General features: G+C 69.4%; 24 protein-coding genes. 17 read left to right on the forward strand and 7 right to left on the reverse strand.

Features of this window, described 5'->3' with window-relative positions:
* The first annotated feature begins 144 nt into the window (after window positions 1-144).
* The 4 genes from gap to pstB all read left to right on the forward strand — a co-directional run bounded on the left by gap (window position 145) and on the right by pstB (window position 4873).
* A complete protein-coding gene (gene gap / locus KHC28_RS04825) occupies window positions 145-1152 on the forward strand; it encodes a type I glyceraldehyde-3-phosphate dehydrogenase (RefSeq protein ID WP_214007191.1) in 1008 nt (335 codons plus the stop codon).
* Window positions 1153-1302: 150 nt separating this feature from the next.
* A complete protein-coding gene (locus KHC28_RS04830; protein ID WP_214007192.1) occupies window positions 1303-2502 on the forward strand; it encodes a phosphoglycerate kinase in 1200 nt (399 codons plus the stop codon).
* A gap of 324 nt (window positions 2503-2826) precedes the next feature.
* Window positions 2827-3849: a class I fructose-bisphosphate aldolase gene (locus tag KHC28_RS04835; RefSeq protein WP_214007193.1), complete on the forward strand. Its 1023-nt coding sequence runs from the start codon at window positions 2827-2829 to the stop codon at window positions 3847-3849.
* A 196-nt stretch (window positions 3850-4045) separates the two neighbouring features.
* The gene (gene pstB / locus KHC28_RS04840) at window positions 4046-4873 is read left to right on the forward strand and encodes a phosphate ABC transporter ATP-binding protein PstB (protein WP_214007194.1); all 828 of its coding nucleotides are present in this window, start codon (window positions 4046-4048) and stop codon (window positions 4871-4873) included.
* A 95-nt stretch (window positions 4874-4968) separates the two neighbouring features.
* On the opposite strand, the gene KHC28_RS04845 is transcribed toward pstB, so the two are convergent.
* Window positions 4969-7440 carry a carbohydrate-binding family V/XII gene (locus KHC28_RS04845; RefSeq protein WP_214007195.1) on the reverse strand — a complete coding sequence of 824 codons (2472 nt, stop codon included), beginning with the start codon at window positions 7438-7440 and terminating at the stop codon, window positions 4969-4971.
* Between the two features lie 302 nt (window positions 7441-7742).
* Here KHC28_RS04845 and KHC28_RS04850 point away from each other — a divergent pair, with 302 nt between their 5' ends.
* From KHC28_RS04850 to KHC28_RS04860, 3 genes are all read left to right on the forward strand, one after another.
* On the forward strand, window positions 7743-8378 hold the full coding sequence (locus tag KHC28_RS04850) for a thiamine phosphate synthase (protein WP_214007196.1): 636 nt from the start codon (window positions 7743-7745) through the stop codon (window positions 8376-8378).
* Window positions 8378-9406, forward strand: a complete 1029-nt coding sequence (locus KHC28_RS04855) for a tetratricopeptide repeat protein (protein WP_214007197.1) — start codon at window positions 8378-8380, stop codon at window positions 9404-9406. Before KHC28_RS04850 ends, KHC28_RS04855 begins: the two co-directional genes overlap by 1 nt.
* A gap of 176 nt (window positions 9407-9582) precedes the next feature.
* Window positions 9583-12717 carry an EAL domain-containing protein gene (locus KHC28_RS04860; protein WP_214007198.1) on the forward strand — a complete coding sequence of 1045 codons (3135 nt, stop codon included), beginning with the start codon at window positions 9583-9585 and terminating at the stop codon, window positions 12715-12717.
* A gap of 94 nt (window positions 12718-12811) precedes the next feature.
* Here KHC28_RS04860 and KHC28_RS04865 read toward each other — a convergent pair whose 3' ends face one another.
* Window positions 12812-13438 (reverse strand): YqgE/AlgH family protein, encoded by a 627-nt coding sequence (locus tag KHC28_RS04865; protein WP_214007199.1) that lies wholly within the window; start codon window positions 13436-13438, stop codon window positions 12812-12814.
* Window positions 13439-13570: 132 nt separating this feature from the next.
* On the opposite strand from KHC28_RS04865, the gene KHC28_RS04870 reads away from it, so the two are divergent.
* Together KHC28_RS04870 and KHC28_RS04875 are read left to right on the forward strand one after the other, a co-directional pair.
* Complete coding sequence (locus KHC28_RS04870) at window positions 13571-14440, forward strand: protein-disulfide reductase DsbD domain-containing protein (protein WP_214007200.1); 870 nt, start codon at window positions 13571-13573, stop codon at window positions 14438-14440.
* Window positions 14441-14556: 116 nt separating this feature from the next.
* Window positions 14557-15042 (forward strand): peroxiredoxin, encoded by a 486-nt coding sequence (locus tag KHC28_RS04875; RefSeq protein WP_214007201.1) that lies wholly within the window; start codon window positions 14557-14559, stop codon window positions 15040-15042.
* 78 nt (window positions 15043-15120) lie between these two features.
* On the opposite strand, the gene KHC28_RS04880 is transcribed toward KHC28_RS04875, so the two are convergent.
* Window positions 15121-15327: a YdcH family protein gene (locus KHC28_RS04880; RefSeq protein ID WP_214007202.1), complete on the reverse strand. Its 207-nt coding sequence runs from the start codon at window positions 15325-15327 to the stop codon at window positions 15121-15123.
* Window positions 15328-15563: 236 nt separating this feature from the next.
* Here KHC28_RS04880 and KHC28_RS04885 point away from each other — a divergent pair, with 236 nt between their 5' ends.
* The gene (locus KHC28_RS04885; RefSeq protein WP_214007203.1) at window positions 15564-15734 is read left to right on the forward strand and encodes a YdcH family protein; all 171 of its coding nucleotides are present in this window, start codon (window positions 15564-15566) and stop codon (window positions 15732-15734) included.
* Between the two features lie 263 nt (window positions 15735-15997).
* Entirely contained in the window at window positions 15998-17920 is a 1923-nt protein-coding gene (locus tag KHC28_RS04890) for a propionyl-CoA synthetase (RefSeq protein WP_214007204.1), read from the forward strand.
* A gap of 90 nt (window positions 17921-18010) precedes the next feature.
* On the opposite strand, the gene KHC28_RS04895 is transcribed toward KHC28_RS04890, so the two are convergent.
* On the reverse strand, window positions 18011-18721 hold the full coding sequence (locus KHC28_RS04895) for a DUF1013 domain-containing protein (RefSeq protein WP_214007205.1): 711 nt from the start codon (window positions 18719-18721) through the stop codon (window positions 18011-18013).
* 389 nt (window positions 18722-19110) lie between these two features.
* Between KHC28_RS04895 and ispH the strand changes: the two genes are divergently transcribed.
* The 6 genes from ispH (at window position 19111) to KHC28_RS04925 (ending at window position 23231) form a co-directional block, all read left to right on the forward strand.
* Window positions 19111-20106 carry a 4-hydroxy-3-methylbut-2-enyl diphosphate reductase gene (gene ispH, locus KHC28_RS04900; protein WP_214007206.1) on the forward strand — a complete coding sequence of 332 codons (996 nt, stop codon included), beginning with the start codon at window positions 19111-19113 and terminating at the stop codon, window positions 20104-20106.
* A gap of 71 nt (window positions 20107-20177) precedes the next feature.
* Entirely contained in the window at window positions 20178-21146 is a 969-nt protein-coding gene (locus tag KHC28_RS04905; RefSeq protein WP_214007207.1) for a homoserine kinase, read from the forward strand.
* The gene (rnhA, locus tag KHC28_RS04910) at window positions 21143-21664 is read left to right on the forward strand and encodes a ribonuclease HI (RefSeq protein ID WP_214007208.1); all 522 of its coding nucleotides are present in this window, start codon (window positions 21143-21145) and stop codon (window positions 21662-21664) included. Before KHC28_RS04905 ends, rnhA begins: the two co-directional genes overlap by 4 nt.
* A gap of 44 nt (window positions 21665-21708) precedes the next feature.
* Window positions 21709-22188 carry a DUF4260 domain-containing protein gene (locus KHC28_RS04915; protein ID WP_376772600.1) on the forward strand — a complete coding sequence of 160 codons (480 nt, stop codon included), beginning with the start codon at window positions 21709-21711 and terminating at the stop codon, window positions 22186-22188.
* Between the two features lie 115 nt (window positions 22189-22303).
* Window positions 22304-22429 carry a type B 50S ribosomal protein L36 gene (ykgO, locus tag KHC28_RS04920; protein WP_013167868.1) on the forward strand — a complete coding sequence of 42 codons (126 nt, stop codon included), beginning with the start codon at window positions 22304-22306 and terminating at the stop codon, window positions 22427-22429.
* Between the two features lie 88 nt (window positions 22430-22517).
* Entirely contained in the window at window positions 22518-23231 is a 714-nt protein-coding gene (locus KHC28_RS04925; RefSeq protein ID WP_246564287.1) for a tetratricopeptide repeat protein, read from the forward strand.
* 37 nt (window positions 23232-23268) lie between these two features.
* On the opposite strand, the gene KHC28_RS04930 is transcribed toward KHC28_RS04925, so the two are convergent.
* From KHC28_RS04930 to KHC28_RS04940, 3 genes are read right to left on the reverse strand one after another with little or no spacing between them, the layout of a single operon-like run.
* Window positions 23269-23784 carry a dihydrofolate reductase gene (locus tag KHC28_RS04930; protein ID WP_214007209.1) on the reverse strand — a complete coding sequence of 172 codons (516 nt, stop codon included), beginning with the start codon at window positions 23782-23784 and terminating at the stop codon, window positions 23269-23271.
* Complete coding sequence (locus tag KHC28_RS04935; protein ID WP_214007210.1) at window positions 23781-25073, reverse strand: flavin monoamine oxidase family protein; 1293 nt, start codon at window positions 25071-25073, stop codon at window positions 23781-23783. Before KHC28_RS04935 ends, KHC28_RS04930 begins: the two co-directional genes overlap by 4 nt.
* Before the next feature lie 60 nt (window positions 25074-25133).
* Window positions 25134-25907 carry an SspB family protein gene (locus KHC28_RS04940; RefSeq protein WP_214007211.1) on the reverse strand — a complete coding sequence of 258 codons (774 nt, stop codon included), beginning with the start codon at window positions 25905-25907 and terminating at the stop codon, window positions 25134-25136.

The raw sequence follows: 25907 nt of genomic DNA on the forward strand, positions 1-25907 counted from the left end.
AGTCATGACTTTGACGCATGCGGCGGTCGCGAGCCCTGCGCTCAAGCCATATCGACGGCGGAGGCGTCTGGTGTCGTAAGGTTGGGCGCGCTATGAGCCTTCCTGCTCGTATCGAACAGGAAGCAATTACCCGGGGGTAGACGCATGACGCTCAAGGTTGCCATCAACGGCTTCGGACGCATCGGTCGCAACGTTTTGCGCGCCATCATCGAATCGGGCCGCACCGATATCGAGGTGGTCGCCATCAACGATCTCGGCCCGGTCGAGACCAACGCCCACCTGATGCGCTTCGACAGCGTGCATGGCCGCTTCCCCGGCACGGTGACGGTCGACGGCGACACCATCGATGTCGGCCGCGGCCCGATCAAGGTGACGGCCGTGCGGAACCCGGCCGAGCTGCCGCACGCCGCGCTCGGCGTCGACATCGCGCTGGAATGCACCGGCATCTTCACCGCCCGCGACAAGGCCGCCGCCCACCTGACCGCCGGCGCCAAGCGGGTGGTGGTCTCGGCCCCCTCCGACGGTGCCGACCTCACCGTGGTCTACGGCGTGAACCACGACAAGCTGACCAAGGACCACCTGGTCGTCTCCAACGCCTCGTGCACCACCAACTGCCTGGCGCCGGTCGCCAAGGTGCTCAACGACGCCATCGGCATCGACCACGGCTTCATGACCACCATCCACTCCTATACCGGCGACCAGCCGACGCTGGACACCATGCACAAGGATCTCTACCGCGCCCGCGCCGCGGCGCTGTCGATGATCCCGACCACCACCGGCGCCGCCAAGGCGGTGGGCCTGGTGCTGCCCGACCTCGCCGGCAAGCTCGACGGCACCTCGATCCGCGTGCCGACCCCGAACGTTTCCGTCGTCGACTTCAAGTTCGTCGCCAAGAAGAAGGTGACGAAGGACGAGATCAACGCGGCGATCAAGGCGGCGGCCGACGGCCCGCTGAAGGGCGTCCTCGGCTACACCGACCAGCCGAACGTCTCTTCCGACTTCAACCACGACCCGCACTCCTCGATCTTCCACCTCGACCAGACCAAGGTGCTGGAAGGCAATTTCGTCCGGGTGCTGTCCTGGTACGACAATGAGTGGGGCTTCTCGAACCGCATGTCCGACACGGCGGTCGCCCTCGGCAAGCTGATCTGACGCCAAACCGGCCGGGTCGTCGCAAGACGCCCGGCCGTTTCGTTTCCGGGCGCGCGCGGGCGCCTCCCGATTGCCCTTGCAGCACCATAACCCGGCACCCCGCCGGGAGCCAGCAACCAGGCCGAAGCGCCAGAGCCGGACAGAACGCCAATGACCGCTCCCTCCGCCTTCCGTACCCTCGACGATGCCGACGTCGCCAACAAGCGCGTGCTGGTGCGCGTCGACCTCAACGTGCCGACAGATGCCGGTCGCGTCACCGACGACACCCGCATCCAGGCCGTGCTGCCCACCATTCGCGAAATCGCCGACAAGGGCGGCAAGGTGATCCTGCTCGCCCATTTCGGCCGGCCCAAGGGCGTCGATCCCAAGCTCTCGCTTTCGCCGATCGCCGACGAGGTGGCCTCCCGTCTCGGCAAGCCGGTCGCCTTCGCCCCCGCCACCATCGGCGAGGTCGCCGAGGCCGCGGTTGCGAAGCTCGCCCCGGGCGAGGTGCTGCTCCTGGAGAACACCCGCTTCGACCCGCGCGAGGAAAAGAACGATCCGGACTTCGTCGCCGCGCTGGCCAAGCTCGGCGACCTCTATGTCAACGACGCCTTCGCCACCGCGCACCGCGCCCATGCCTCGACCGAGGGCCTCGCGCATCACCTGCCCGCCTTTGCCGGCCGCTGCATGCAGGTGGAGATCGAGGCGCTGGCCAAGGCGCTGGAAGCTCCCGAGCGCCCGGTGATGGCGGTGGTCGGCGGCGCCAAGGTGTCGTCCAAGCTGGAACTGCTCGGCAATCTCGTCGCCAAGGTCGACCTGCTGGTGATCGGCGGCGGCATGGCCAACACCTTCCTTGCCGCTGAGGGCAAGGATGTCGGCAAGTCGCTGTGCGAGCACGACCTCGCCGACACCGCGCGCGAGATCGTCGGCAAGGCGGCCGCTGCCGGCTGCGAGATCGTGCTGCCGGTCGACGCGGTGGTGGCGAAGGAATTCAAGGCGCATGCCGACAACCGCACCGTCGGCGTGGACGGCGTGGCGGCCGGCGAGATGATCCTCGATGCCGGCCCGGCCTCGGTGGCGAACGTCGTCGCCAAGCTGAAGACCGCCAAGACCGTGGTGTGGAACGGCCCGTTCGGCGCCTTCGAGCTCGCCCCCTTCGATGCCGCCACCGTGGCGGTGGCGAAGGCGGCGGCGGAGCTGACCGGCGAAGGCAAGCTGCTCTCGGTCGCCGGCGGCGGCGACACGGTGGCGGCGCTGAACCATGCCGGCGCGGCCGAGGGCTTCACCTATGTCTCGACCGCCGGCGGCGCCTTCCTCGAATGGCTGGAAGGCAAGCCGCTGCCGGGCGTCGAGGCGCTGCGCCGCTAGGCGGCCCATTCGTTAACTACGCCAATGCATTGTCTTGGCGTATCTTTCAGGCCGGATGGCAACATCCGGCCTGACGCTTACCGGGACCGCTCCGATCAGAACCGCTGATCGACAAGAAGGCGGCCCGGCTCCAGGATGCTGGAATCCGTTCGCGGCGCAGGGTCGTTCACCCTGCGGAACGGGTTCCAACTGCCGCATCGGCAGTCGGTCGCGCGCGACAAGGCGCGGACAGGCCGGAGGCCGATGCTATAAGGATCGCCGATCGGCCGCGCGGGTTTCGGCCGGCGATATTTTTCATCGATTCGTTTTGCGGGAGACAGACGAATGACGACCAGCCTCGACGAGGTAGCGTATAAAATGTGTGCGGGCGGCAAGGGCATCCTCGCCGCGGATGAAAGCTCCAGCACCATCAAGAAGCGTTTCGACGCCATCGGGGTCGAATCCACCTTCGACAACCGTCGCGACTATCGCGAGATGCTGTTCCGCTCCGACGAGGCGATGACCAAGTACATCTCCGGCGTCATCCTGTTCGACGAGACCATCCGGCAGAAGGCCAAAGACGGCACGCCGCTGGTCGAGCTGATCCAGAAGGCCGGCTCCATCCCCGGCATCAAGGTCGACGCCGGCGCCAAGGCCCAGCCGGGCGCTCCCGGCGAGACCATCACCGAGGGTCTCGACGGCCTCGGCGGCCGCCTGAAGGAATATTACGACCTCGGCGCCCGCTTCGCGAAGTGGCGCGCGGTGATCGACATCGGCTCCGGCATTCCCAGCTACACCTCGCTGATCGCCAACGCCCAGGCGCTCGCCCGCTACGCGGCGCTGTGCCAGGAAGCCAACATCGTGCCGATCGTCGAGCCGGAAGTGCTGATGGACGGCGACCACGACATCGACCGCTGCTACGACGTCACCGAGTGGGTGCTGAAGGAAGTCTTCCAGCAGCTGTTCTATGCCCGCATCCGCCTCGAAGGCATGGTGCTGAAGCCGAACATGATCGTGCCGGGCATGAAGTCGCCCAAGCAGGTCTCCTATGAGGAAGTGGCCGAGAAGACCATCCGCTGCCTGAAGAACTGCGTGCCGCCGGCGGTGCCGGGCATCGCCTTCCTCTCCGGCGGCCAGTCGGACGAGGCGGCCACCGGCCATCTCGACGCGATGATCAAGACCGGCAACCTGCCGTGGAACCTCACCTTCTCCTATGGCCGCGCCCTGCAGGCCGCGCCGCAGAAGGCGTGGTCCGGCAAGCCGGAGAACTGGGCCGCCGGCCAGGCCGCCTTCACCCACCGCGCCAAGATGAACTACCTCGCCGCGCTGGGTAAGTGGGGCGCCGACGAGGAAAAGAAGGCGGCCTGATCGCCGCCGGGCGCCGGGACAAGCCTCGGCGCCGCGCCTCTCGCCGACACCATCGAACGCCGCCCTTCGGGGCGGCGTTTTCATTTTGCCGGCTTACTTCTTTCGCCGACCCGCCACGCGTGCCGCTTGATCTTACGCGAGCTTCGCGCGACCATCGCGGCCTAGCTTCCCCTACGATAGCGGGGAGAGCGGGACCGTGCGGCAGGACCCCAAGGGCGTCGCCAGCAGCAGCCAGTCTTCCGGCGCGCCGACAGGCCCGCCGAGCGGGCGGGATGTGAAGCTCGATGTGCTTCATGTCAGCTTCCGCTATGGCCAGCGCCGCGCCCTGACCGACATCTCGCTGCCGATCCGGGCCAACCGGGTGACGGCGCTCATCGGGCCGTCCGGCTGCGGCAAGTCCACCCTGCTGCGCATCTTCAACCGCATGCCGGACCTCTATGACGACCAGGTCGTCGAGGGCGAGGTGCGGCTCGACGGCCTCGACATCCTCGCGCCCGGCATCGACGTGCTGACGCTGCGCCGGCGCGTCGGCATGGTGACGCAGAAGCCCTCGCCCTTCCCGATGTCGATCTACGACAACGTCGCCTTCGGGTTGCGGCTCAACGAGAGGCTCACCGCCGCCGAACTGCGGGAACGCGTCGAGGAGGCGCTCATCCGCGCCGCGCTGTGGGGCGAGGTGCGCCACGATCTCGGCCGCAGCGCGCTCGGGCTCTCCGGCGGCCAGCAGCAGCGGCTGTGCCTCGCCCGCACCATGGCGGTACGGCCGGAGGTGATCCTGCTCGACGAGCCCTGCTCGGCACTGGACCCGATCTCCACCGCCAAGATCGAGGCGACCATCGAGGCGCTGAAACCCGACTGCACCATCATCATCGTCACCCACAATCTGCAGCAGGCGATGCGGATCGCCGACGATACGGCGTTCCTCTATCTCGGCGAGCTCATCGAATTCGGCCCGACCGTCCGCCTGTTCGACAGCCCGCGCGACACGCGCACCACACGCTACGTCACGGGCAAGATGGGATAGGCGGCGGGACGGCAGGTGCGCCGCCGCTCCCCTCATCACGGAAAAGGGCGCCGTCCCGGCGGACGGCGCCCTCGATCATCGAACCGGAAGCAGGCTCAGCGGCGGAAGCCGCCGCCGCCGTGGAAGCCACCGAAACCGCCGCCACCGCCGAAGCCGCCCCGATCGAAGCCGCCCCCGCCGAAACCGCCGCGATCGAAGCCGCCATCACCGCCGCCGAAGCCGCCGGAGCGGGCGAAGTCGTCGGCGCGCTGGTCGCCCCAGCCCTGGAACTGGCGCTGGGTGTTCAGGCGGTCGACCTGGCCGGCATCGGCGTCGCGCTGCCAGCTGCCGTCATTCGCCTGGTGCTGCCAGCTGCCATCCGCATTGTACTGATGGATGGAGCCGTCATGGTCGGTGTAGACATTGCCGTTGTTCCACGCCACCGCATTGCCGGAATGGACGTTGCCGGCGACGCCGCGGCTGTCGACGTTCACCTGGCCGTTATCGCGGGTGACGCCGGTCTCCGAGGCATGGCCGAAGCCGGTCGACGGGTTGTAATTGGCCGACTGGCGGCCGGCGGCGAAATTGCCGGTGTAGCTGTTGCCCACCGCGCCGGCGCGGGCGCCGCCCCAGGCGCCGGTCGAGGGATTGTAGTAGCCGCCCTCGCGGCCGCCGGCGAAATTGCCGTTCCACGGATTGAACCCGCCAGCGGAGCGGCCGGCGAATTCGGTGCCGCGCCCGGTGACGCCGTTGACCGAGTTGGCGGCCCATTCATTGCCGGTCCACGGGTTGTAGCCGAAGGCATGGTTGACGGTGGCGTTGCCGCCCCAGCGGCCATAGATGTTGGTCTGGTTGACGTTCACGCCCGCCCAGGGCCCGCCCCACGGGCCGGCGCCCCAATAGGGTCCCCACCAGGGCGACATGGCGCCCCAGGCATAGCCGGCGGCGAAGCCGAAGGCGAAGCCCTCGGTCCAGGCGAAGCCGGCGTTGTAGCCATAGGTATCCGGGCAGCCATACCAGTAGGTACCGACATAGCCGACGCAGGAATAGCCGGTGCCGTAGACCACCGTGCCGCCCGGTGCCACCACCACGCCGAGATAGCCGGGCGTGTAGCCGACCGTCACCGCGTCGGCGCTGGAGGCATAGACATAGACATAGGTGACGTAGTGCAGCGGCGAGGATGGCGGGATGGTGTAGATCGCCGCCGGCACGGTGTCGGCGATTACCCACGGGCCGGTCGGGGTCGCCGACACGAACCAGGCGCCCTGGAACAGCGCGTAGTAGCGGGTGGCGTCGAGCTGGATCACCGGGGTGCGGGTGTTCTCGGCATAGTTCAGCAGCGTGCCCTTGATCGGCACGAATTTCGGCGAGCCACCATCATACTGGATGGTGAGCTGCGTCGAGCGGGCGACGCTGGCGGTCTGCGGCACCAGGGTGGAGATCACCGCCTCCTTGGCCTGCGGCGTACCGGGAACCGCGACGAGGGCATTGGCGACCGGATCGGTCGCCGAGATGCTCTTGAACTGCGCCGGCAGCTGGTCGCCGGCCACGTAGCTCCACGGTCCGGTCAGCGCGGCGGCGCGGAACCAGCGGCCGGACACCAGCACGTAATAGGCGTTGTTGGACGGGTCCATGATCACCGCATGGTCGGCATTCGACATGCGCAGCAGCGAGGTGCCGCCCACCGGCTCCATCGTCGCGGCACCGGCGGTGACGACGAGCTCGGCCGGCACGGTGGAGACGATGACGGCCGGAGCCTGCGGCGGCTTCTTGCCGTCGGCCGGCAGCAGGGTTTCCGCCTGCTGGGCGTAGTTCGCCATCGAGCCGGCGGCTTCCACCGTGGGGTTGGACTGCGTCAGCACGCTCCACGGCCCGTCGATCGCCTTGGCCTCGTACCAGTAATTCGCCGCCTGCAGGTAGAACGTGCCGGCGGAGGCCAGCACCAGCGGATGGGTGTTGACGACGCGCTGGAAGCCCTGCGCACCGTCCACCGGCCGCAGCACCGGCGTGCCGGCGATCTGCACCAGCAGCGTCGGCTTGTCGACGAACAACAGCTTCGGCGGCGTGTTCTCGACCGGCTGCTCCATGTCCTTGGTCAGCTGCTTGTTGGCGGCGTAGCTGGTGAGCAGGTGGTCGAGCGCCACCGTGAAGCCCTCGGCCGGAATGCGCGCCTGCAGCGTCGAGAGGATCTTGGTGTCGAGGTCCGGCTTGGTCGGCACGTCGACGCTGGTGATCGAGATGTTGGACAGCTGCGCCAGCCGCGCCGGCTTGTCGACCGCGACGCGCGCGGTGAAATGCGCGATGCCGTAGGTCGGCTGCCCCTTCGCGGGGCCGTAGGCGACGGCGGCGCGACCGGCGATGCGGTCGCCGTCCCAGCTCTCGACGAGCGGCTGGTAGATCGACAGCGCGTCGTCGCCGATCGTCACGCTGCGCGGCCAGGACAGGCCAGCGGCGGCGGTGGGAGACGGGGCGGACGGGGTGGGCGCGGCCTGCGCCCACACGGCGGATGGCAGGGCGACGAGGCTGCCGGCGAGCGCCAGCAGCGCAACCGGACGGACGCCAAAGGCACGGATCGAACGGGCGGACATGTTTCCTCCACCGGCATTTTGGCCGTGACCACGGACCTCCCCGGAAGCGGGCGACCGTGCGGCGAGCTGCGGCTCCATCCTGCTTAGCACCGCGCGCGCAGGCCCGCGATTGAAAAGCACCACATGACAAGTCTGTGTATGCATTGGGGAATCACCGGCCGAGCCGGCCCGTCGGCGCCTCCCGGCACCGGGGAGTCGGCGAAATCGTTTCAAATTGCCGGAAACTTGTTCTAGGAGTTGGATCCGGCCGGCGCGTGCGCTTCGGCCGTGCTTTCGCCGCCATCCTGCGACATGGCTCGAACATGGCCAAATCCGACACCATCTCCGCTCCGCCCGCCCCGCGCCTCTATCTGCTGCTGCCGCCGCCCGATGGCGATGCCGGCCGGCTGGTGACGCTCCTGCGCGACATCGTCGCCGCGAGCGACCTTGCCGCCGTGCTGGTGCGCCCCGGCGAGGCGAGCGCCGCCGCGCTGCGCGAGCTCGTCGCCGCCTGCCAGCAAGCGGGCGCCGCCTGCCTGATCGACGGCAACGCCGCCTTCGCCGCCGCCACGCAGGCCGACGGCGTGCATGCCGCCGGACTCGCGGCGCTGAAGGGCGCGCTCACCGCCGTGCGGCCGGACGGCATCGCCGGCGTCGGCGACCTGCGCACCAAGCACGACGCGATGACCGCCGGCGAGAGCGGCACCGACTATGTGATGTTCGGCGAGCCGGACGCGCAGGGACGCCGCCCGCCCTTCGAAACGACGCGCGAGCGCGTGCAATGGTGGTCGGAGATCTTCGAGATCCCCTGCGTCGGCTATGCCCGCACGCTGGAGGAGGTCGATACCCTCGTCGACGCCGGCGCCGACTTCATCGCCGTCGACAACCTGCTCATCGAAGCACCGGCGGAAGGCGGACGGGCTCTCGCCAGCCGGCTGGTGCCGGCGGGAGCGGCCTGATGCGGGCGCGGCATGCCGCCCTCGCCGTTGCGGCGACCCTCCTCCTCGCCGCGGCGCTTCCCGCGCGGGCACAGACCACGCCGCAGGCTGCCACGCCACCGGCCGCCACGCCACCGGCCGCCACACCGGCCGAGCCTCCTGTCGCGCCGCAGCCCTCGGCCGTGCCGGACAAGGACACCCCCTCGCTCGACGCCGCCTATGGCGCCTTCCAGCGCGGCGACTATGCCACCGCGCTGAAGCTGGCGGTCGAGCGGGCGAACAACGCCCACGACCCGGTCGCCATGGTGCTGGCGGGCGAGATCCTCTCGCAGGGCTACGGCGTGTTCGAGGACAAGGCCGCCGCCCGCCAGTGGTACGAGGCCGCCGCCGCCAAGGGCAATGCCGACGCGCTGTTCGCCCTCGCCTCGCTGAAGCTCAAGGAAGCCGGCAACAACGCCCAGATCAAGGGCGACGCGGTGCCGATGCTGCGCGAGGCGGCACAGAAGGGCAACACGCTCGCGGCCTACAATCTCGGCCTGCTCTATCTCGAAGGCGAGGCGGCGCCGAAGGACCCGGCGACCGCCGCCGACTGGTTCCGCAAGGCGGCCGACCAGGACGAGCCGGATGCGCTCTACGCCCTCGCCATCCTCTACAAGGAAGGGCGCGGCGTGCCGCGCGACCCGATCGAGGCGGCGCGGCTGCTGCAACGCGCCGCCGAGGTCGGCCATGTCGTCGCCACCGCCGAATATGCCATCGCGGTGTTCAACGGCGTCGGCATGCCCAAGGACGAGGAGCGCGCCGCCGGTCTGTTCCGCAAGGCGGCACTGGCCGGCAACGTCATCGCCCAGAGCCGCTATGCCAAGATCCTCTCGGCCGGGCGCGGCGTGCCGCAGGACAAGCCGCTCGCCGCCGCCTGGTACAAGGTGGCGCAGTCGCAGGGCGCCGCCAAGGATGCCGAACTCGACAAGATGATCACCACCCTGACGCCCGACGAGCGGGCCAAGGCGGAGGCGATCCTGCGCAAATGGGCGGGCGGCTCCTCGGGCTGATCCGGCAGCGGAGAAGCCGCCGGCGGGGTGCCTGCCGGCGCGGCTTCCCTTGCGGGGCTTCCCCAGTGCCGTCCCCGTGCCGTGCCGGGCCTGCCTTGCTCCCGCCGCCGCACGCCGCTACTCATCGTGCGCCTCGCGTTTCCGGACGCGGCGCGCAGCCTCAGGAGACCCTGTTTTTGGCCATAGCCCGTCGACTGGTGCCCCGCGCCCTCCTCCATACGCTCGTCGCGTTCGCCCTGGCGCTGGTGTCGGCACTGACGCTGGCCCCGGACGCGGCGCGGGCGCTCGACGCGGTGGCGATCCGGCTCGACGCGCCGGTGATCGACCTCGCTCCGGCCATCGAGCGGCACGACACCGAGGGCAACAGCATCCCGGTCTCCACCGTGCCGGGGGCCGACGGCATCGTGCGCCGCTTCGAGGTGCGCGCCGTCGCACCGACGCCGAAGGGCAGCAAATGGGCGGTGTTCGCGCTGGCCAACAACACCGACGAGCAGGTCGACCGGCTGATCGTCTCGCCGCATTACCGCATGGTCGGCTCCGGCGTGTTCTGGCCGGACCTCGGCAACCGCCGCATCCTCAACCTGACGCCCAGCCAGGGCTTCCGGCCGGAGATGCAGAACACCTCGGACGCCGACGTCTATCTCGTCACCCTCGACCCCGGCACCACGGTGACGCTGGTGGCCGAGCTCGCCGACGGCAACCTGCCGCAGCTGCAGCTGTGGGAGCCGGAGACCTTCAAGGACAAGGTCAACTCCTTCACCCTCTATAACGGCATCGTGATCGGCATTGCCGGCCTGCTCGCCCTGTTCCTCACCATCCTGTTCGTGGTGAAGGGCAGCGCGATGTTCCCGGCCGCCGCGCTGCTGGCCTGGGCGGTGCTCGGCTATATCGGCCTCGATTTTGGCTTCTGGTCGAAAGTGTTCGGCATCTCGCCGCTCGCCCAGCAATTCTGGCGCGCCGCCGGCGAGGCCATCCTCGCCGCCACGCTGGTGGTGTTCCTGTTCGCCTATCTCAACCTCAACCGCTGGCATGTGCGCTACATGCACATCACCGCCGGCTGGCTGGTGTTCCTCGTCGCGCTGGTCGGACTCGCCTTGCTCGACCCCTCGGCGGCGGCCGGCATCGCCCGCCCCTCGCTGCTGGTGGTCTCGGTGATGGGCTTCGCCGTGGTGATGTGGCTCGCTTTGCACCGCTACGACCGCGCCGTGCTGATCATCCCGACGCTGTTCCTGCTGATGGTGTGGGTGATCACCGCCGGCATGGCGGTCTCCGGGCGCATCGGCAACGACCTCGTCGCCCCGGCGCTGCTCGGCGGTCTCGTGCTGATCGTCATGCTAATCGGCTTCACGGTGATGCAGCACGCCTTCGCCGGCATCGGCTCGGTGGCCGGCAGCGCGCAGGAGCTGGAGCGCCGCGCGCTGGCGGTGGCCGGCTCGGGCGACATCGTCTGGGACTGGGACGTCGACGCCGACCGCATCCATGTCAGCCCGGAAGCCGAGCAGCTGCTCGGCCTCAAGGCCGGCACGCTCGACACCGAGGCGACCGGCTGGCTGGAAATCATCCATCCGGGCGACCGCGACCGCTTCCGCGCCACCCTCGACGGGCTGCTCGACCAGCGGCGCGGCCGCATCGACCAGGATTTCCGCCTGCGCACCAAGGACGGCCACTATCTGTGGTTCAATCTGCGCGCCCGGCCGGTGGTGGGCACCGACGGCGAGGTGGTGCGCTGCATCGGCACGCTCTCCGACGTCACCGACAGCCGCACCGCCGAGGAGCGCATGCTGCACGACGCGGTGCACGACAACCTCACCGGCCTGCCGAACCGCGAATTGTTCCTCGACCGGCTGAATTCGGCGATCGGCTTCGCCCGCTCGGACGAGACGCTGAAGCCGACCATCATACTGGTCGACCTCGACCGCTTCAAACAGGTGAATGCCAGCCTCGGCATGCCCGCCGGCGATTCCATCCTGCTCACCGTGGCGCGCCGGCTGATGCGCCTCGCCAAGCAGCAAGACACGCTCGCCCGGCTCGGCGGCGACCATTTCGCGCTGATCCTGATGAGCGAGCGCGACCCCGAGCGCATCACCGCCTTCGCCGACACGTTGCGCCGCACGCTGCGTGCGCCGATCACCTTCGGCGACCGCGAGATCTTCATCACCGCCTCCATCGGCCTCCTGCTCGCCGACGGCCAGAAGCGCACGCCGCAGGAAATGCTGAAGGATGCCGAGCTGGCGATGTATTTCGCCAAGCGCGTCGGCGGCGACCGCATCGAGGTGTTCCGCCCCTCGATGCGCACCCAGAAGCTCGACCGGCTGACGCTGGAGCAGGACCTGCGCACCGCGCTGGAAAAGGGCGAGATCAACGTCGTCTACCGGCCGATCATCGACCTCTCCACCCGCGCCGTCGCCGGCTTCGAGGCTTCGACGCGCTGGCAGCACCCGACGCTCGGCACGCTGGCGCCGGACGATTTCATGACGCTGGCCGAGGATTCCGGCCTGATCGTCGATATCGGCCTGTTCGTCCTCGACGCCAGCGCCCGCCAGCTCGGCGCCTGGCAGCGGGCGATGCGCGGCGAGCCGATCTTCGTTACCGTCGACATCTCCTCGCGGCAGATGCTGCGGCACGACCTCTTACAGGACCTGAAGGCCATCCTCGCCCGCAACGTGGTGGCGCCCGGCACGCTGAAGCTGGAGCTCTCCGAGACGCTGGCGATGGAGAACCCGGAATATGCCGCGCAGATCCTGCTGCGCATGCGCGAACTCGGCGCCGGGCTGACGCTGGACGATTTCGGCACCGGCTATTCCTCGCTGGCCTATCTCCAGCGCTTCCCGTTCGACACCATCAAGGTCGACCGCACCTTCGTCAAAGCGCTGGGCCGCAACGGCAACAAGGCGCAGCGCCCGGTCATCCTGCGCACCATCGTCACCATGGCGCACGATCTCGGCATGGAGATCGTGGCGGAAGGCGTGGAATCCGAGCCGTCCGCCACCGCGCTCGCCAAGCTCGGCTGTCGCTACGGCCAGGGGCCGCTGTTCGGCGAGAGCATAACGGCGGAGGAAGCCCGCCGGCTGCTGCAGCCCGACGCCTCGCCGACCTCGCTGCTGGAGCGCGGCCGGCTGCTGCGCCGCGGCGGCAAGCCGGACGCCAAGCCTGGGGACAAGCCCGAGGCGAAGGCCGCCGGCAATGGCGATGCCGCCAGCCGTCCCGCTGCCCTGCCCCGCCCGGCGCCGGCCCGTCCGGCGGCAGCCGCTCCCAACCCGCCGTCGCGTCCGACCGATCCGTCCGGCGAGGCGCCCGCCAAGGCGTCCTGAACCGGCCGCTCCGACGCGGCGACCGGCGGCCGCGCAAGGGCATGCGCGCCGACGCTCACCCATCGATGACGCGGATGAAGCCGCGGCCGACGCCTCAGGCGTGGCCGGCCTCGGTGGAGAGCATGCCGGGATCGATGCCGATCTTGCGCAGCGCCCGGTCATATTTGCCGGCCGCGTCGGCGCCGAACACCAGCGAGGCGTCCGCCGGGCAGTTGAGCCAGCCATTCTGCTGGATCTCGTTCTCCAGCTGCCCCGGCGCCCAGCCGGCATAGCCGAGCGCCAGCACCGCGCTGTGCGGTCCGCCGCCGCCGGCGATCGCCTTCAATATGTCGAGCGTCGCGGTGAGGCAGATGCCGCTGTCGATCGGCAGCGTCGAATCCTGGATGAAGAAATCCGAGGAGTGCAGCACGAAGCCGCGCCCGGTCTCCACCGGCCCGCCCTTCAGCACCGCCACCTTGCCGGCGACGCGCGGCAGGTGGATGCGCTCCTCCTCCGGCACCACGTCGAGCTGCACCAGCAGGTCACGGAAGCTGACATGGCTGGCGGGCTGGTTGACGATGATGCCCATCGCGCCCTCCGGCGAATGGGCGCACATATAGATCACCGCGCGGGCGAAGCGCTCGTCGCGCATGCCGGGCATCGCCACCAGCAGCTGCCCGTCGAGGAAGCTGGAGCCGGAGGGGCGGCCGCCACCGCCTGTGTCCTTCTGTCCGATCCACATGGGGGAAGCGTAAACCCCACTCGTGCTTTTTCAAGTCCGCTGCGGCAGCCGGCGACGCCGGCCGGGGCGCCTCACACGAAATTGCGGCCGCGTCGGCTTTCCGCCGGCCGCGCAACCGGCTATCGGCTGGACATGATCGCGCATGTCCGCCTCGCCGCCCCGCTCCTCGCCGCCCCCTTCGTGGCGGTGCTGTCGCTGCCGCCCGCCCAGGCGGGGGTCGAATCGCCCTGGTCGGCGCCGGACGGCACGGCGGTGCGACTGGTCGCCGGCGCCCGCGAGGGCGATGCCCACCGCGCCGGCGTGCAGATCCGCCTGGCGCCGGGCTGGAAGACCTATTGGCGCTATCCCGGCGATTCCGGCATCCCGCCGCATTTCAACTGGAGCGATTCCGACAATGTCGAGCACGTGGAGGTTGCCTGGCCGGCACCCACCCGCTTCGACGAGGGCGGCTCGACCTCCATCGGCTACAAGCACGACGTCACGCTGCCGCTGACCGTGGTGCCGAAGGACCCGGCCAAGCCGGTGCGGCTCGACCTCGCGCTCGATTTCGCGGTGTGCTCGACCATCTGCCAGCCGGCGAGCGCCAGCGTCGCGCTCGACATTCCCGCCGAGGGCGCCGCCCCGACCGAGCCGGCGCTGGCGGCGGCGGTGGCGCAGGTGCCGCAGCCGGCCGGGCTGGCCGCGCCGGGCACGCCCGGCATCGAGGAAATCCGGCTGGAAGATACCGGCAACAAGGCGCGCATCCGGGTCGTCGCCCGTCTCGCCGCCCCGGAGGGGGCCGACCTGTTCGTGGAAGGCCCGAACGAGGACTGGGCACTGCCGCTGCCCGAGCGCCAGACCGGCGCCGACGGGCGCACCGTCTTCGTGCTGCCGGTCGACGGGGTGCCGAAGGGCGCCAGCCTCGCCGACAATCCGCTGCGCTTCACCCTGGTCGACGGCAGGACGGCGGCCGGCGACGCGGTGCGGGCGGTCGAGGTGACGAGCCGGCTTTCCACGCCCTGAAAACCCTTTCCGTCCGGCGGGAACTGATTATGCTACCGGCTCCGCGCCGGGGCCGCGCCAGAATGGCTCCGCGCGGCACAGCCATGTCATCTGACGCCCGTTGAAAGGAATTTCCCATGACGATCAAGGTCGGCGACACCCTGCCGAGCGCCACCTTCCGCGTCGCCACCGCGGACGGCCCCGTGCCGAAGTCCACCGAGGAAATCTTCAAGAACAAGAAGGTCGTGCTGTTCGCCGTGCCGGGCGCCTTCACCCCGACCTGCCACAAGAACCACCTGCCGAGCTTCATCGCCCGCGCCGACGAGATCTTCGCCAAGGGCGTGAGCACCATCGCCGTGACGGCGGTGAACGATCCCTTCGTCATGGAAGCCTGGGAAAAGGCCTCCAATGCCGGCGGCAAGATCGTGTTCCTCTCCGACGGCAATGGCGAGTTCGCCAAGGCGCTCGGCCTCGACTTCGACGCCTCCGGCGCCGGCCTCGGCCTGCGCTCCAAGCGCTATTCGATGCTGGTCGACGATGGCGAGGTGCTGATCCTCAATGTCGAGCCGGTGCCGAGCAAGGCCGACACCACCAATGCCGACGTGCTGCTCACGCAGTTCTGATCCGGCCTCCACGGCCCCGGCGGCGACGCTGCCGGGGACCCGCCTCGGGCGACGAGGCGCTTCAGGCGACGATGCGGTTCAGGCGATGATATCGGGGAGGATCTGGTCCTCGACGAAGCCGATGCGGTCCTTGAGCGACAACTTTCGTTTCTTCAGCCGGGCGAGCTGAAGCTGGTCGCAGCCGGGGATGGCCTGCAACGCCTCGATCGCACTGTCCAGATCGCGATGTTCCTGCCGCAGACGCTCGAGGAGCGCCTTCAGCTCGCGTTCCTCATCCGCCGTCATCTCTGCCAAAACGCCGACCCACAACTCGATTCGCTGCACACCGCGCCGTGGCGCGCGTGGCGATTATCACTGGGCGCGGCGCTCGCCGCAATATGCCGGCGCCCCTCCTCCCCCATACCGCCGACACTTTCGCACCGCACGGGGATGCTGCGGCGCAGCGCATCGTTTCGTCGACAGCGCCGTCCTTCGGTGACAGACTGATGACGTTCCTAACAAAGACAGGGAGATGACAGTCCATGTCCATGCAGGCGCATGTTGCGGAACTCGAAAGGCGCCATCAGGCGCTCGACAGGGAACTAAAGGCCGAAATGGCCCATCCGGCATCCAGCGAGATGAGAATAGCCGAGCTTAAACGGCGAAAGCTGCACCTGAAGGATGAAATCAACCGATTGAAAACCCTGCATTAGCGGGTTCGAGCACGGCAGGCCGGCCACTCGCGGGCTGTGTACCGCTCGCCCGCAGACCGCAGGCCTAAGCGCTGTGGATCAATACGTGGAAGGTACAGCGTCTTTCGCCGCCGGCCCTCGGGCCGGCGGTTCGCGTTTCGCGGTTTTCGCGTCCGGCCGCAGGGGTCGACCAAGGTCGTAAGCATTTGAGCGTTCTTGCAGGCGAAACCCGCCATCGGTTTCCTTGAAGAAAAAACAGCATCGGTTTCAGGGAGACGCCAGACATGACCACCTCCGGCTACAGTGCCGTTCAGGCCGCCGCGACCGACGACCCCGAGCGGTTCTGGGGCGGCGCGGCAAAGGCAATCGATTGGATCGCGCCGCCGCGGCAGGTGTTCGACCCCGCCCTCGGCGCCTATGGGCGCTGGTTCGTCGGCGGCCTCACCAATGTCTGCCACAATGCGGTGGACCGGCATGTCGACGCCGGGCGCGGGCTGCAGCCGGCCATCCTCTATGACAGCCCGGTCAGCGGCTCCCAGCGCGCCATGACCTATGCCGAGCTCAAGGCGGAGACCCGCACGCTCGGCGCCATGCTGCGCGACCTCGGCGTCGAGAAGGGCGACCGCGTCGTCATCTACATGCCGATGGTGCCGGAAGCGGTGGTGGCGATGCTCGCCTGCGCCCGCATCGGCGCGGTGCACTCGGTGGTGTTCGGCGGCTTCGCGGCGGCGGAGCTCGCCAGCCGCATCGACGACGCCCGGCCGAAGGTCGTGCTCTCCGCCTCCTGCGGCATCGAGCCGACCCGCTTCGTGGCCTACAAGCCTCTGCTCGACCTCGCCCTCACCATGGCGAGCCACAAGCCGGACGCCTGCATCATCCTGCAGCGCCCGCAGTTGGAGGCCCAGATGCTCGCCGGCCGCGACCATGACTGGGCGCGCCTGCGCGAGAAGGCGGCGGCCGGCGGGCGCGGCGTCGACTGCGTGCCGATGGGCGCCACCGATCCGCTCTATGTCCTCTACACCTCCGGCACCACCGGCAAGCCCAAGGGCGTGGTGCGCGACACCGGCGGCTACATGGTGGCGCTGCGCTGGTCGATGGAGGGCCTCTACGGGGTGAAGCCCGGCGAGGTGTTCTGGTCGGCCTCCGACATCGGCTGGGTGGTCGGCCATTCCTACATCGTCTACGCGCCACTCATCACCGGCTGCACCACCGTGCTCTATGAAGGCAAGCCGGTCGGCACACCCGATGCCGGCGCCTTCTGGCGGGTGGTCGAGGACTACAAGGTCTCGGTGCTGTTCACCGCGCCGACCGCGCTGCGCGCCATCAAGAAGGAAGACCCGAACGGCCGGCTGATCGGCGACTACGACCTCCGCAGCCTCAGGGCGCTGTTCCTCGCCGGCGAGCGCGCCGATCCCGACACCGTGCTGTGGGCGGCGAAAAAGCTCCGCGTGCCGGTCATCGACCATTGGTGGCAGACCGAGACCGGCTGGGCCATCGCCGGCAATCCGCTCGGCCTCGGCCTGATGCCGGTGAAGCCGGGCTCGACCGGCGTGCCGATGCCGGGCTACCGGATCGACATACTCGACGAGGGCGGCCATCCGGTCGCCGACGGCAAGATGGGGTCGATCGCCATCAAGCTGCCGCTGCCGCCCGGCTGCCTGCCGACGCTGTGGCGGCAGGATGCCCGCTTCGTCGAGAGCTACCTCTCGGAATTCCCCGGCTACTACAAGACGGCGGATGCCGGCTTCCGCGACAGCGACGGCTACCTGTTCATCATGGGTCGCACCGACGACATCATCAATGTCGCCGGCCACCGCCTGTCGACCGGCGGCATGGAGGAGGTGCTGGCCTCGCATCCCGATGTCGCCGAATGCGCGGTGATCGGCATGCATGACGAACTGAAGGGCGAGGTGCCCTGCGGCTTCGTGGTGCTGAAATCCGGCGTCGACCGGCCGCCCAACGTCATCGAGGCCGAGATCGTCGCGCTGGTGCGCGAGCGCATCGGCCCGGTGGCGGCGTTCCGCATCGCCATCACCGTGGCGCGCCTGCCCAAGACGCGCTCCGGCAAGATCCTGCGCGGCACCATGAAGAAGATCGCCGATGCCGAGCCGTGGAACATGCCGGCCACCATCGACGACCCCGCGGTGCTGGACGAGATCGCCACGGTGCTGAAGGAGCGCGGCCATGTGAAGCCGAGCGCGGCCTGAGGCGGCAGCGCCAGCCTCGCCCGCCAAAAAGCAAAGGGGCGCCGAGGCGCCCCTTTTTCGTACCGGCCCGAGCCTATGCGGCGCGGAGGATCACTCCTCCTCGCCGGCCTCGCTCTTGCGTGAGCCGCCGAGCTTGGCGAACACCGTCTCGAGGTCGAGCGCGTCTTCCTTCGGCTTGCGCGAGGCGACGAAGGGCTCGTCGAGCGGCGCATGCGAAGTGGTGACCTCGGCCGGCAGCAGCGTCGCGCCACCACCCTCGGCGAGTGCCGCCGGACGGTCCTTGGACGAGCGCTGCACCTCGATGTCGAGGTCGATCTGCGAGCACAGGCCGAGCGTCACCGGGTCCATCGGCGTCAGGTTCTGCGCATTCCAGTGGGTGCGCTCCTTGATCGACTCGATGGTGGTCTTGGTGGTGCCGACCAGGCGCATCACCTGGCTGTCCTTCAGCTCCGGATGGTTGCGCAGCAGCCAGAGGATGGCGTTCGGCCGATCCTGGCGCTTCGACACCGGGGTGTAGCGCGGGCCGCGGCGGCGCTTGGGCTCCGGCAGGCGCACCTTGGATTCGAGCAGCCGCAGCCGGTAGTTCGGGTTCTTCTCGGCGCGCTCGATCTCCTCGCGCGACAGCTGGCCGGAGGAGACCGGGTCGAGGCCCTTGATGCCCTGCGCGACTTCGCCGTCAGCGATGCCCTTCACCTCAAGCACGTGCAGCTTGCAGAAGTCGGCGATCTGATCGAACGTCAGCGCGGTGTTCTCCACCAGCCACACGGCGGTGGCCTTCGGCATAAGAGGGGCGTTCGCCATGGGGCGCGTCTCCTGTGAATGGCTTTCGGCCAGTAAACTTTGCGGCCAGTAAACGTCGCATACGCGGGTCCGTTCGCTCCGCCACCCCCTCGGGGGCGGAGCCTCGGACCGTCTCGCGATTGACCGGGATGGCGCGAATATAGGCCTGCCGGCCCGCGCGTGCAAACCCAAAGACGTCGCAACGTCGCCGGTGCCCGGGCACGACGGGTGCATACCCGCCCGTCGCCGTCGCCCGATTGCCGGCCCAATGCGCGGATAGCCTCGCGGTGCCGCGCTTGACACTGCGGATCGCTCCACCCATGAGGTGGGAAGGTCGGGATTTTCCGACGATCGTTTCAGACATTCGCGGCCGCCGCGTTCCGGCGCGGGGCGCCGCGACGGGACCCGCGATGAGCGCCACCGACACCGCCGCCCAGAAGCCTTCCCTCCGCGTCCTGCTCTGCGCGCCGCGCGGCTTCTGCGCCGGCGTGGTGCGGGCGATCGACGCGGTGGAGCGGGCGCTGGCGCTGTACGGGCCGCCGGTCTATGTGCGCCACGAGATCGTGCACAACAAATATGTCGTCGAGGGGCTGAAGGCGAAGGGCGCCATCTTCGTCGAGGAACTCGCCGAGATCCCCGCCGGCACCACCGCGCCGGTGATCTTCTCCGCCCATGGCGTGGCCAAATCGGTGCCGGAAGACGCCGCGGCGCGCAATTTCTACGCCATCGACGCCACCTGCCCGCTGGTGACCAAGGTGCATCGCGAGGCGACGGTGCATTTCAAGAAGGGCCGCGAGGTGGTGCTGATCGGCCATGCCGGCCACCCCGAGGTGATCGGCACCATGGGCCAGCTGCCCGAGGGCGCGGTGACGCTGGTCGAAACCGCCGAGCAGGCGCGCAGCTTCACGCCGCGTGATCCGCAGAATCTCGCCTATACGACGCAGACCACGCTCTCCATCGACGACACCGCCGCGATCGTCGACATATTACGCGCCCGCTTCCCGGCGATGACGGCGCCGCACAAGGAAGACATCTGCTACGCCACCACCAACCGCCAGGAGGCGGTGAAGAAGGTGGCGCCGCATGTCGACGCCATGATCGTGGTCGGCGCGCCGAACTCGTCGAACTCGCAACGCCTGCGCGAAGCCGCCGAGCGCGCCGGCTGCCGCTCCGCCGCGCTGGTGCAGCGGGCGAGCGAGATCGACTGGACGGTGTTCGGCGCCATCGCGTCGCTGGCAGTGACGGCGGGCGCCTCGGCGCCGGAGATCCTCGTCGAGGAGATCATCGACGCCTTCGCCGAGCGCTTCGACGTCAAGGTCGAGACGGTGCACACGGTGGAGGAGGACGTGTTCTTCCCGCTGCCCCGCCAGCTCCGGCCGGACGCTCCCAACGCCGCCGCCGAATAGTCCCGGCCCTCCGTTCCCTTCCGTTCCGCCAGTTCCGCCCGCACGCTGCGCCCGCCGAGGTCCACCTTCTCATGGCCGTCTATACCGATGTCTCGCCAGAAGAGCTCGAAGCCTTCCTCTCCACCTATGAGCTCGGCCGGCTGCGCGCCTTCAAGGGCATCGCCGAGGGGGTGGAGAACTCCAACTTCCTTTTGCAGACCGAGGCCGGCAGCTTCATCCTCACCCTGTACGAGACGCGGGTGAACCCGGCTGACCTGCCGTTCTTCATCGGGCTGATGCAGCACCTCGCCGCACGCGGCATCGACTGCCCGCAGCCGGTGAAGAACCGCGACGGCGTGGCGCTCGGTACGCTCGCCGGCCGGCCGGCATTGATCGCCACCTTCCTCTATGGCACCTCGGTGCGCCGCCCCAGCGTCGCCAACTGCGCCGCGCTCGGCACCGCGCTCGCCGGGCTGCACCGGGCGGGCGCCGACTTCACCGCCTTCTCCCGCGTCAACGCCCTCTCCGTCCCCGGCTGGCGGCCGCTCTACGAGCAGGCCGAGGCGCGGGCGGATAGCGTGGCGCCGGGCCTCGCGGCGCTGATCGCCGACGAGCTCTCCGTGCTGGAGCCGAACTGGCCGCAGGACCTGCCGGCCGGGGTGATCCATGCCGATCTCTTCCCCGACAACGTGTTCTTCACCGACGACACGCTGACCGGGCTGATCGACTTCTATTTCGCCTGCAACGACCTGCTCGCCTATGACGTCGCCATCTGCCTCAACGCCTGGTGCTTCGAGACGGACGGCGCCTACAACCAGACCAAGGGCCGGGCGCTCATCGCCGCCTATCAGGCGGTGCGCCCGCTCTCGGAGGCGGAGATCGCCAGCCTGCCGATGCTGTGCCGCGGCGCGGCGCTGCGCTTCCTGCTCACGCGGCTGGTGGATTGGCTGAACGTGCCGCCGGGCGCGCTGGTGCGCCCGCACGACCCGAAGGAATATCTGCGCAAGCTGCGCTTCCACCGCTCGGCGCAGAGCGTGCGCGACTATGGGGTGGACGCGTGAAGACCGCACCGGGGACCGCCCGCATCTTCGCCGATGACGAGACCAGCGAGGCGACCAAGCCGGCCGGCGGGGTCGCGGTGTGGACCGACGGCGCCTGCTCGGGCAATCCCGGCCCCGGCGGCTGGGGTGCGATCCTGCGCTATGGCGAGCATGAGCGCGAATTGTCCGGCGGCGAATCGCCGACCACCAACAACCGCATGGAGCTGATGGCGGCGATCTCGGCGCTGGAGGCGCTGAAGCGCCCCTGCACGGTCGACCTGCATACCGACAGCGAATATCTGCGCAACGGCATCACCAAATGGATCGCCGGCTGGAAGAAGAACGGCTGGCGCACCGCCGACAAGAAGCCGGTGAAGAATGTCGACCTGTGGGAGCGGCTGGAAGCGGCGCTCGGCCGCCACCAGATTCGCTGGCACTGGGTGAAGGGCCATGCCGGCGACCCGATGAACGAACGCGCCGACGAACTCGCCCGCGCCGGCATGGCGCCCTACAAGGGTGGACGCGGCGCCGCGCCCTGATATCCGTTGACGGCGCAGCAGGGGCAACGCCAAGAGGCAACGCCATGAGCTATGAAGAGGGCCGCGCCATGGCGCGGGAGCTGGAAGCCGGGACGTCCGGAATGGCGATCGGCGTGCCGCTGCTTCTACTGCGGCTGGAAGGAGCCGGCGTGTTCCTCGCCGCGCTGATGCTCTATGCCTCGCTGGATGCCAGCTGGTGGCTGTTCGCCCTGCTCATCCTGGCGCCCGATCTCGGCATGCTGTTTTACCTCGCCGGTCGGCGGGCGGGCGCGAGCGGCTACAATGCCACCCACACCTATCTCGCGCCGCTGGCGCTCGGCGCGGCGGCCTTTCATTTCGCCGCACCGCTCGGCGAGGCGGTGGCGGTGATCTGGGCGGCCCATATCGGCTTCGACCGCGCGCTCGGCTACGGGCTGAAATATCCGGAGAGCTTCGGGCGCACCCATCTCGGCTTCTCCGCCCGCGTCCGCCGCCTGATCCGGATACAGCACGCCGAACCGGGGATGGACCGCGCGGCGGATTGACAAAGCCCCCTGCCCTCCGCTATCAGCCGGGCCTCGAATTCAAGCTGGCGGACGGGGCGCGGCCATGGAGGCGCCGTCTCATGCGCAGGCGCACTCGATCCGAAGGTGAAGTATTATGAAGATCCGCAACTCGCTCAAGTCGCTGCTCGGCCGTCACCGCGACAACCGTCTGGTGCGCCGCAAGGGCCGCGTCTACATCATCAACAAGACCCAGAAGCGCTTCAAGGCCCGCCAGGGCTGAGGCCTTCCCGCCGGACAGATGTCCGGCGACGATGCCGCCGCGATCACGTTTTCGCGGCGTCGCATCCCAAGCAATTGACGAAGGCGCCATGTTTCCCGACACTCGGGGCATGCGCGCCTTTTTTGCTGTCCTGACCCTGTCCCTCCTGCCGCTCGCCGCCGTGGCGCAAACCGCGCCGCCGGGCGCGACGCCGCCGGCCGCCAAGGGCGACGCGGTGCCGGTCGATCCCAAGGTCGTCGATCCCAAGGTTGAGGCCCCCAAGGCAGGCGAGACCAAGCCGGCGGATTCGCAGGCTGCCGCCGAGCATGCCGAACCCGACCGCGCCAAGCGGCTCGACGCGCTGTTCGCGGCGCTGAAGGCGGCGCCGACGCAGGAATCGGCCAAGAGCATCGCCGACCGCATCGACATCGCCCTGACCCCCTCCGGCAGCGACACCGTCGATCTGCTGATGAGCCGGGCAGCGACCGCCACCCAAGCCAAGGACTACGATCTCGCCATCGAGCTGCTCGACGGCATCCTCACCATCGAGCCCAACCATCTCGACGCCTGGAATCGCCGGGCGACGGTGTTCTACCTGCAAGAGGACTATGCCGACGCCTTCGCCGATCTCCGGCAGGTGGTCGCCCGGGAGCCGCGGCACTATGCGGCGTGGATGGGCATCGCACTGATCGCCAAGGATATCGGCGACGAGAAGCGGGCGCTGGAGGCGGTGCGCAAGGCGCGCGAGATCTACCCGCAATTCGAGCAGGCCGAGGAGATGGAGAAGACGCTGTCGCTCGCGGTCGAGGGCCGGCCGATCTAAGCCTGCGACTTCAGGCGCACGGGAATGCGGGCCGCGCTCAGGCCCGCTCGTAATCCACGAAGCTGAAGGCGTATTCGTCCTTCTCGGTCTGGAAGGGGCCTTCCCGGCCGGTCTCGTGCCAGGCCGTGCGGTCGAAGGCGGGGAAGAACACGTCGCCCGCCGGTTCGCCATGCACCTCGGTGAGCCGCAGCCGCACCGCCAGCGGCAGCGCCTGCGCATAGATCTGCGCGCCGCCGATCACCGCCATCTCGCCGACGCCCATCCGCTCCGCCTCGCGCGCACCCATGTCGAGCGCCGCTTCCAGCGAGGGCACCACCCGCACCATCTCCGAGGCCGGCAGGAACGCGGTGTCACGGCTGATGACGATGCTGGTGCGACCGGGCAGCGGCTTGCCGATCGAATCGAAGGTGCGCCGCCCCATCAGGATCGGCTTGCCCCAGGTTATGGCGCGAAAGCGCTTCAGGTCGCCGGACAGCCGCCACGGCAGCTCCGGGCCGCGCCCGATCACCCCATTGGCGCCGAGCGCCGCGATCAGCACCAGATCGACGCTCACGCGGTCACTCCCTGCAGCTGGGCAAGCGCCGCCTCGGCGGCGGCGAGCCCGGTCAGATGCGCGCCATGCGCGGTGGAATAGGCGTGGGCGGACACCGCCTCGCCGGCGAACAGCATCCGCCCGCCGAGCAGCGGGCCGACATGCTCCGGCGCCAGCCGGGCACGCATATGGGCGAGGCCCGGCAGCGCGCAGCTATAGGCGCCACCGATCAGCGGGTCGGCGAGCCATGCGGTGGTGGCGGCGGTCGTCACCCGCGCGCGGATGTCGGCACCGAAGGCGTCGACAAGGACGGCGAGGCCGAAATCCGCCATCGCCTGCGGGCCGGCGGCGACCAGATCGGCGGCATTGCTTCCGCCGAGCAACCCCACCGCCATCGGCTCCCCGAACGGGTTGATGACGAAGTTGACCGGCCGGCGCGCCGGACTGCCGAGATCGAGCGTGTCGACATGGCTGCTCGGCGGCATGCCGAACACCTCCCGGTCGAAGCGGAACGCCACCTTTTCGGCCGCCCCGAGCGGCAGGGCGGCAAACGCCTCCTCCAGCTCGACCGGCAGGCCGGGGGTGAAGCGGATGGCACCGCGGGCGATCACGCTGGTCGGCACGGCGAGGATGAGCTGCCGGGCGGTCAGCGAGCCACGCAGCGTCGTCACAGTGACACCAGTTCCCGACCAGTCGACCGTCTCGACCGGGCAGGCGGTGACGATGTCGAGATCCGGCGCCGCGTGCGCCGCGACCGCCTGCACGAGCGTGCCATAGCCCCGCTCGACCGGACAGTTCTCGCCGGTGTCGGCGTAAGCGGCGAGGTCGCGCGTCGACACATGCTCGGGATCAGCGGCCGACATCACGCCGAACCAGTGACGCGCCAGCCGCAGCCAGGGCGAGGTCGCATCGAGGCAGAGCGAGGCCGCGATATCGCGGCCGGCATCGCCCGCCGCCTTCACCGCCGAAAAACCGGCGTCGATGGCGCGCCAGATGTCGTGGCGCTCGGCCTCGTCGGCCCAGCGGCTACCGAGATGGGTGGGACGGGCCTGCCGCGAGCCAGGACCGAGATAGGCGAAGCCGAGTTCGTCGGCGGCGACGCGCAGCGGATTGACCGAGGCCGAATGCAGCCAGTGGCAGCCGCGATCCCAGGCGACGCCGAAGGTCGCGGTGTCGGTGAAGGCGCGCCCGCCAGTGCGGGCCGCCGCCTCCAGCACCCTCACCCGGGCGCCGGCCTGATGCAGCCACGCGCCGGCCGCGAGTCCGGCGGCGCCGGCGCCAACCACCAGCACGTCGTAATCGTCACTCATGGAATCGCCGCTCCCCGGCCGGGTGGCGCCCGGCGGGATGACCGCCGGCGGCGCGCATGCTCACTTCTTGCGGAAAGCGTCGAGCCGGACGACCTGCGCCCCGCCTTCCTTGGCCTCGTCGGATTTAACGCCATCGGACTTGGCGCCGTCCGGCTTGGCCTTGTCCGCCTTGGCGCCCGAAGCCGACTTGGTGGCCTCGGCTTTGACGGCCTCGGGCTTGGCGTCGCTCTTCGGCGCCGTCGCAGCCGGCTTGTCCTTGGCGGCATCCGTGGCGGGCTTCGTCGCGGCGGGCTTGGGTGCGGTAGCCTTGGGCGCCGGCTCGCCGGCAGCCGGCTGCGGCCGCGCCGCCGGGGTGGAGGGAACGGAGGTCGGGGCTTTCGCCGGCTCACGCGCCGCCGGGCGTGCATCGGCGAGGCTCGCCACCTCGGCGCCACCGGCGCCACCGGACGCTTCCGTCTCGGGCGCCGCTTCCTCCGCCGAGGGCGGCTCGAATTGCAGGCCGAACTTCACCGACGGGTCGAAGAAGCCCTTGAGCGCGTCGAACGGCACATGCAGCCGCTCGGGGATGCCGTTGAACGACAGCCCGACCTCGAAGAACAGCTCGGTGACCACCAGATCCCAGAACTGGTGCTGGAGGACGATGGTCATCTCCTCCGGGTACCGCTCCTTGAGCCGGTTGGACAGCCGCACACCGGGCGCCCGCGTGTCGAAGGAGACATAGAGATGGTGCTCGCCCGGCAACCCGTCGCGGGCGACATCGGTCAGCACACGGCGGACCACGGCGCGCAGGGCATCCTGCACCAGGAGATCGTAGCGGATAAGGTCGACGCTCAT

Source organism: Ancylobacter sonchi (genome assembly GCF_018390695.1).
Lineage (GTDB): Bacteria > Pseudomonadota > Alphaproteobacteria > Rhizobiales > Xanthobacteraceae > Ancylobacter > Ancylobacter sonchi.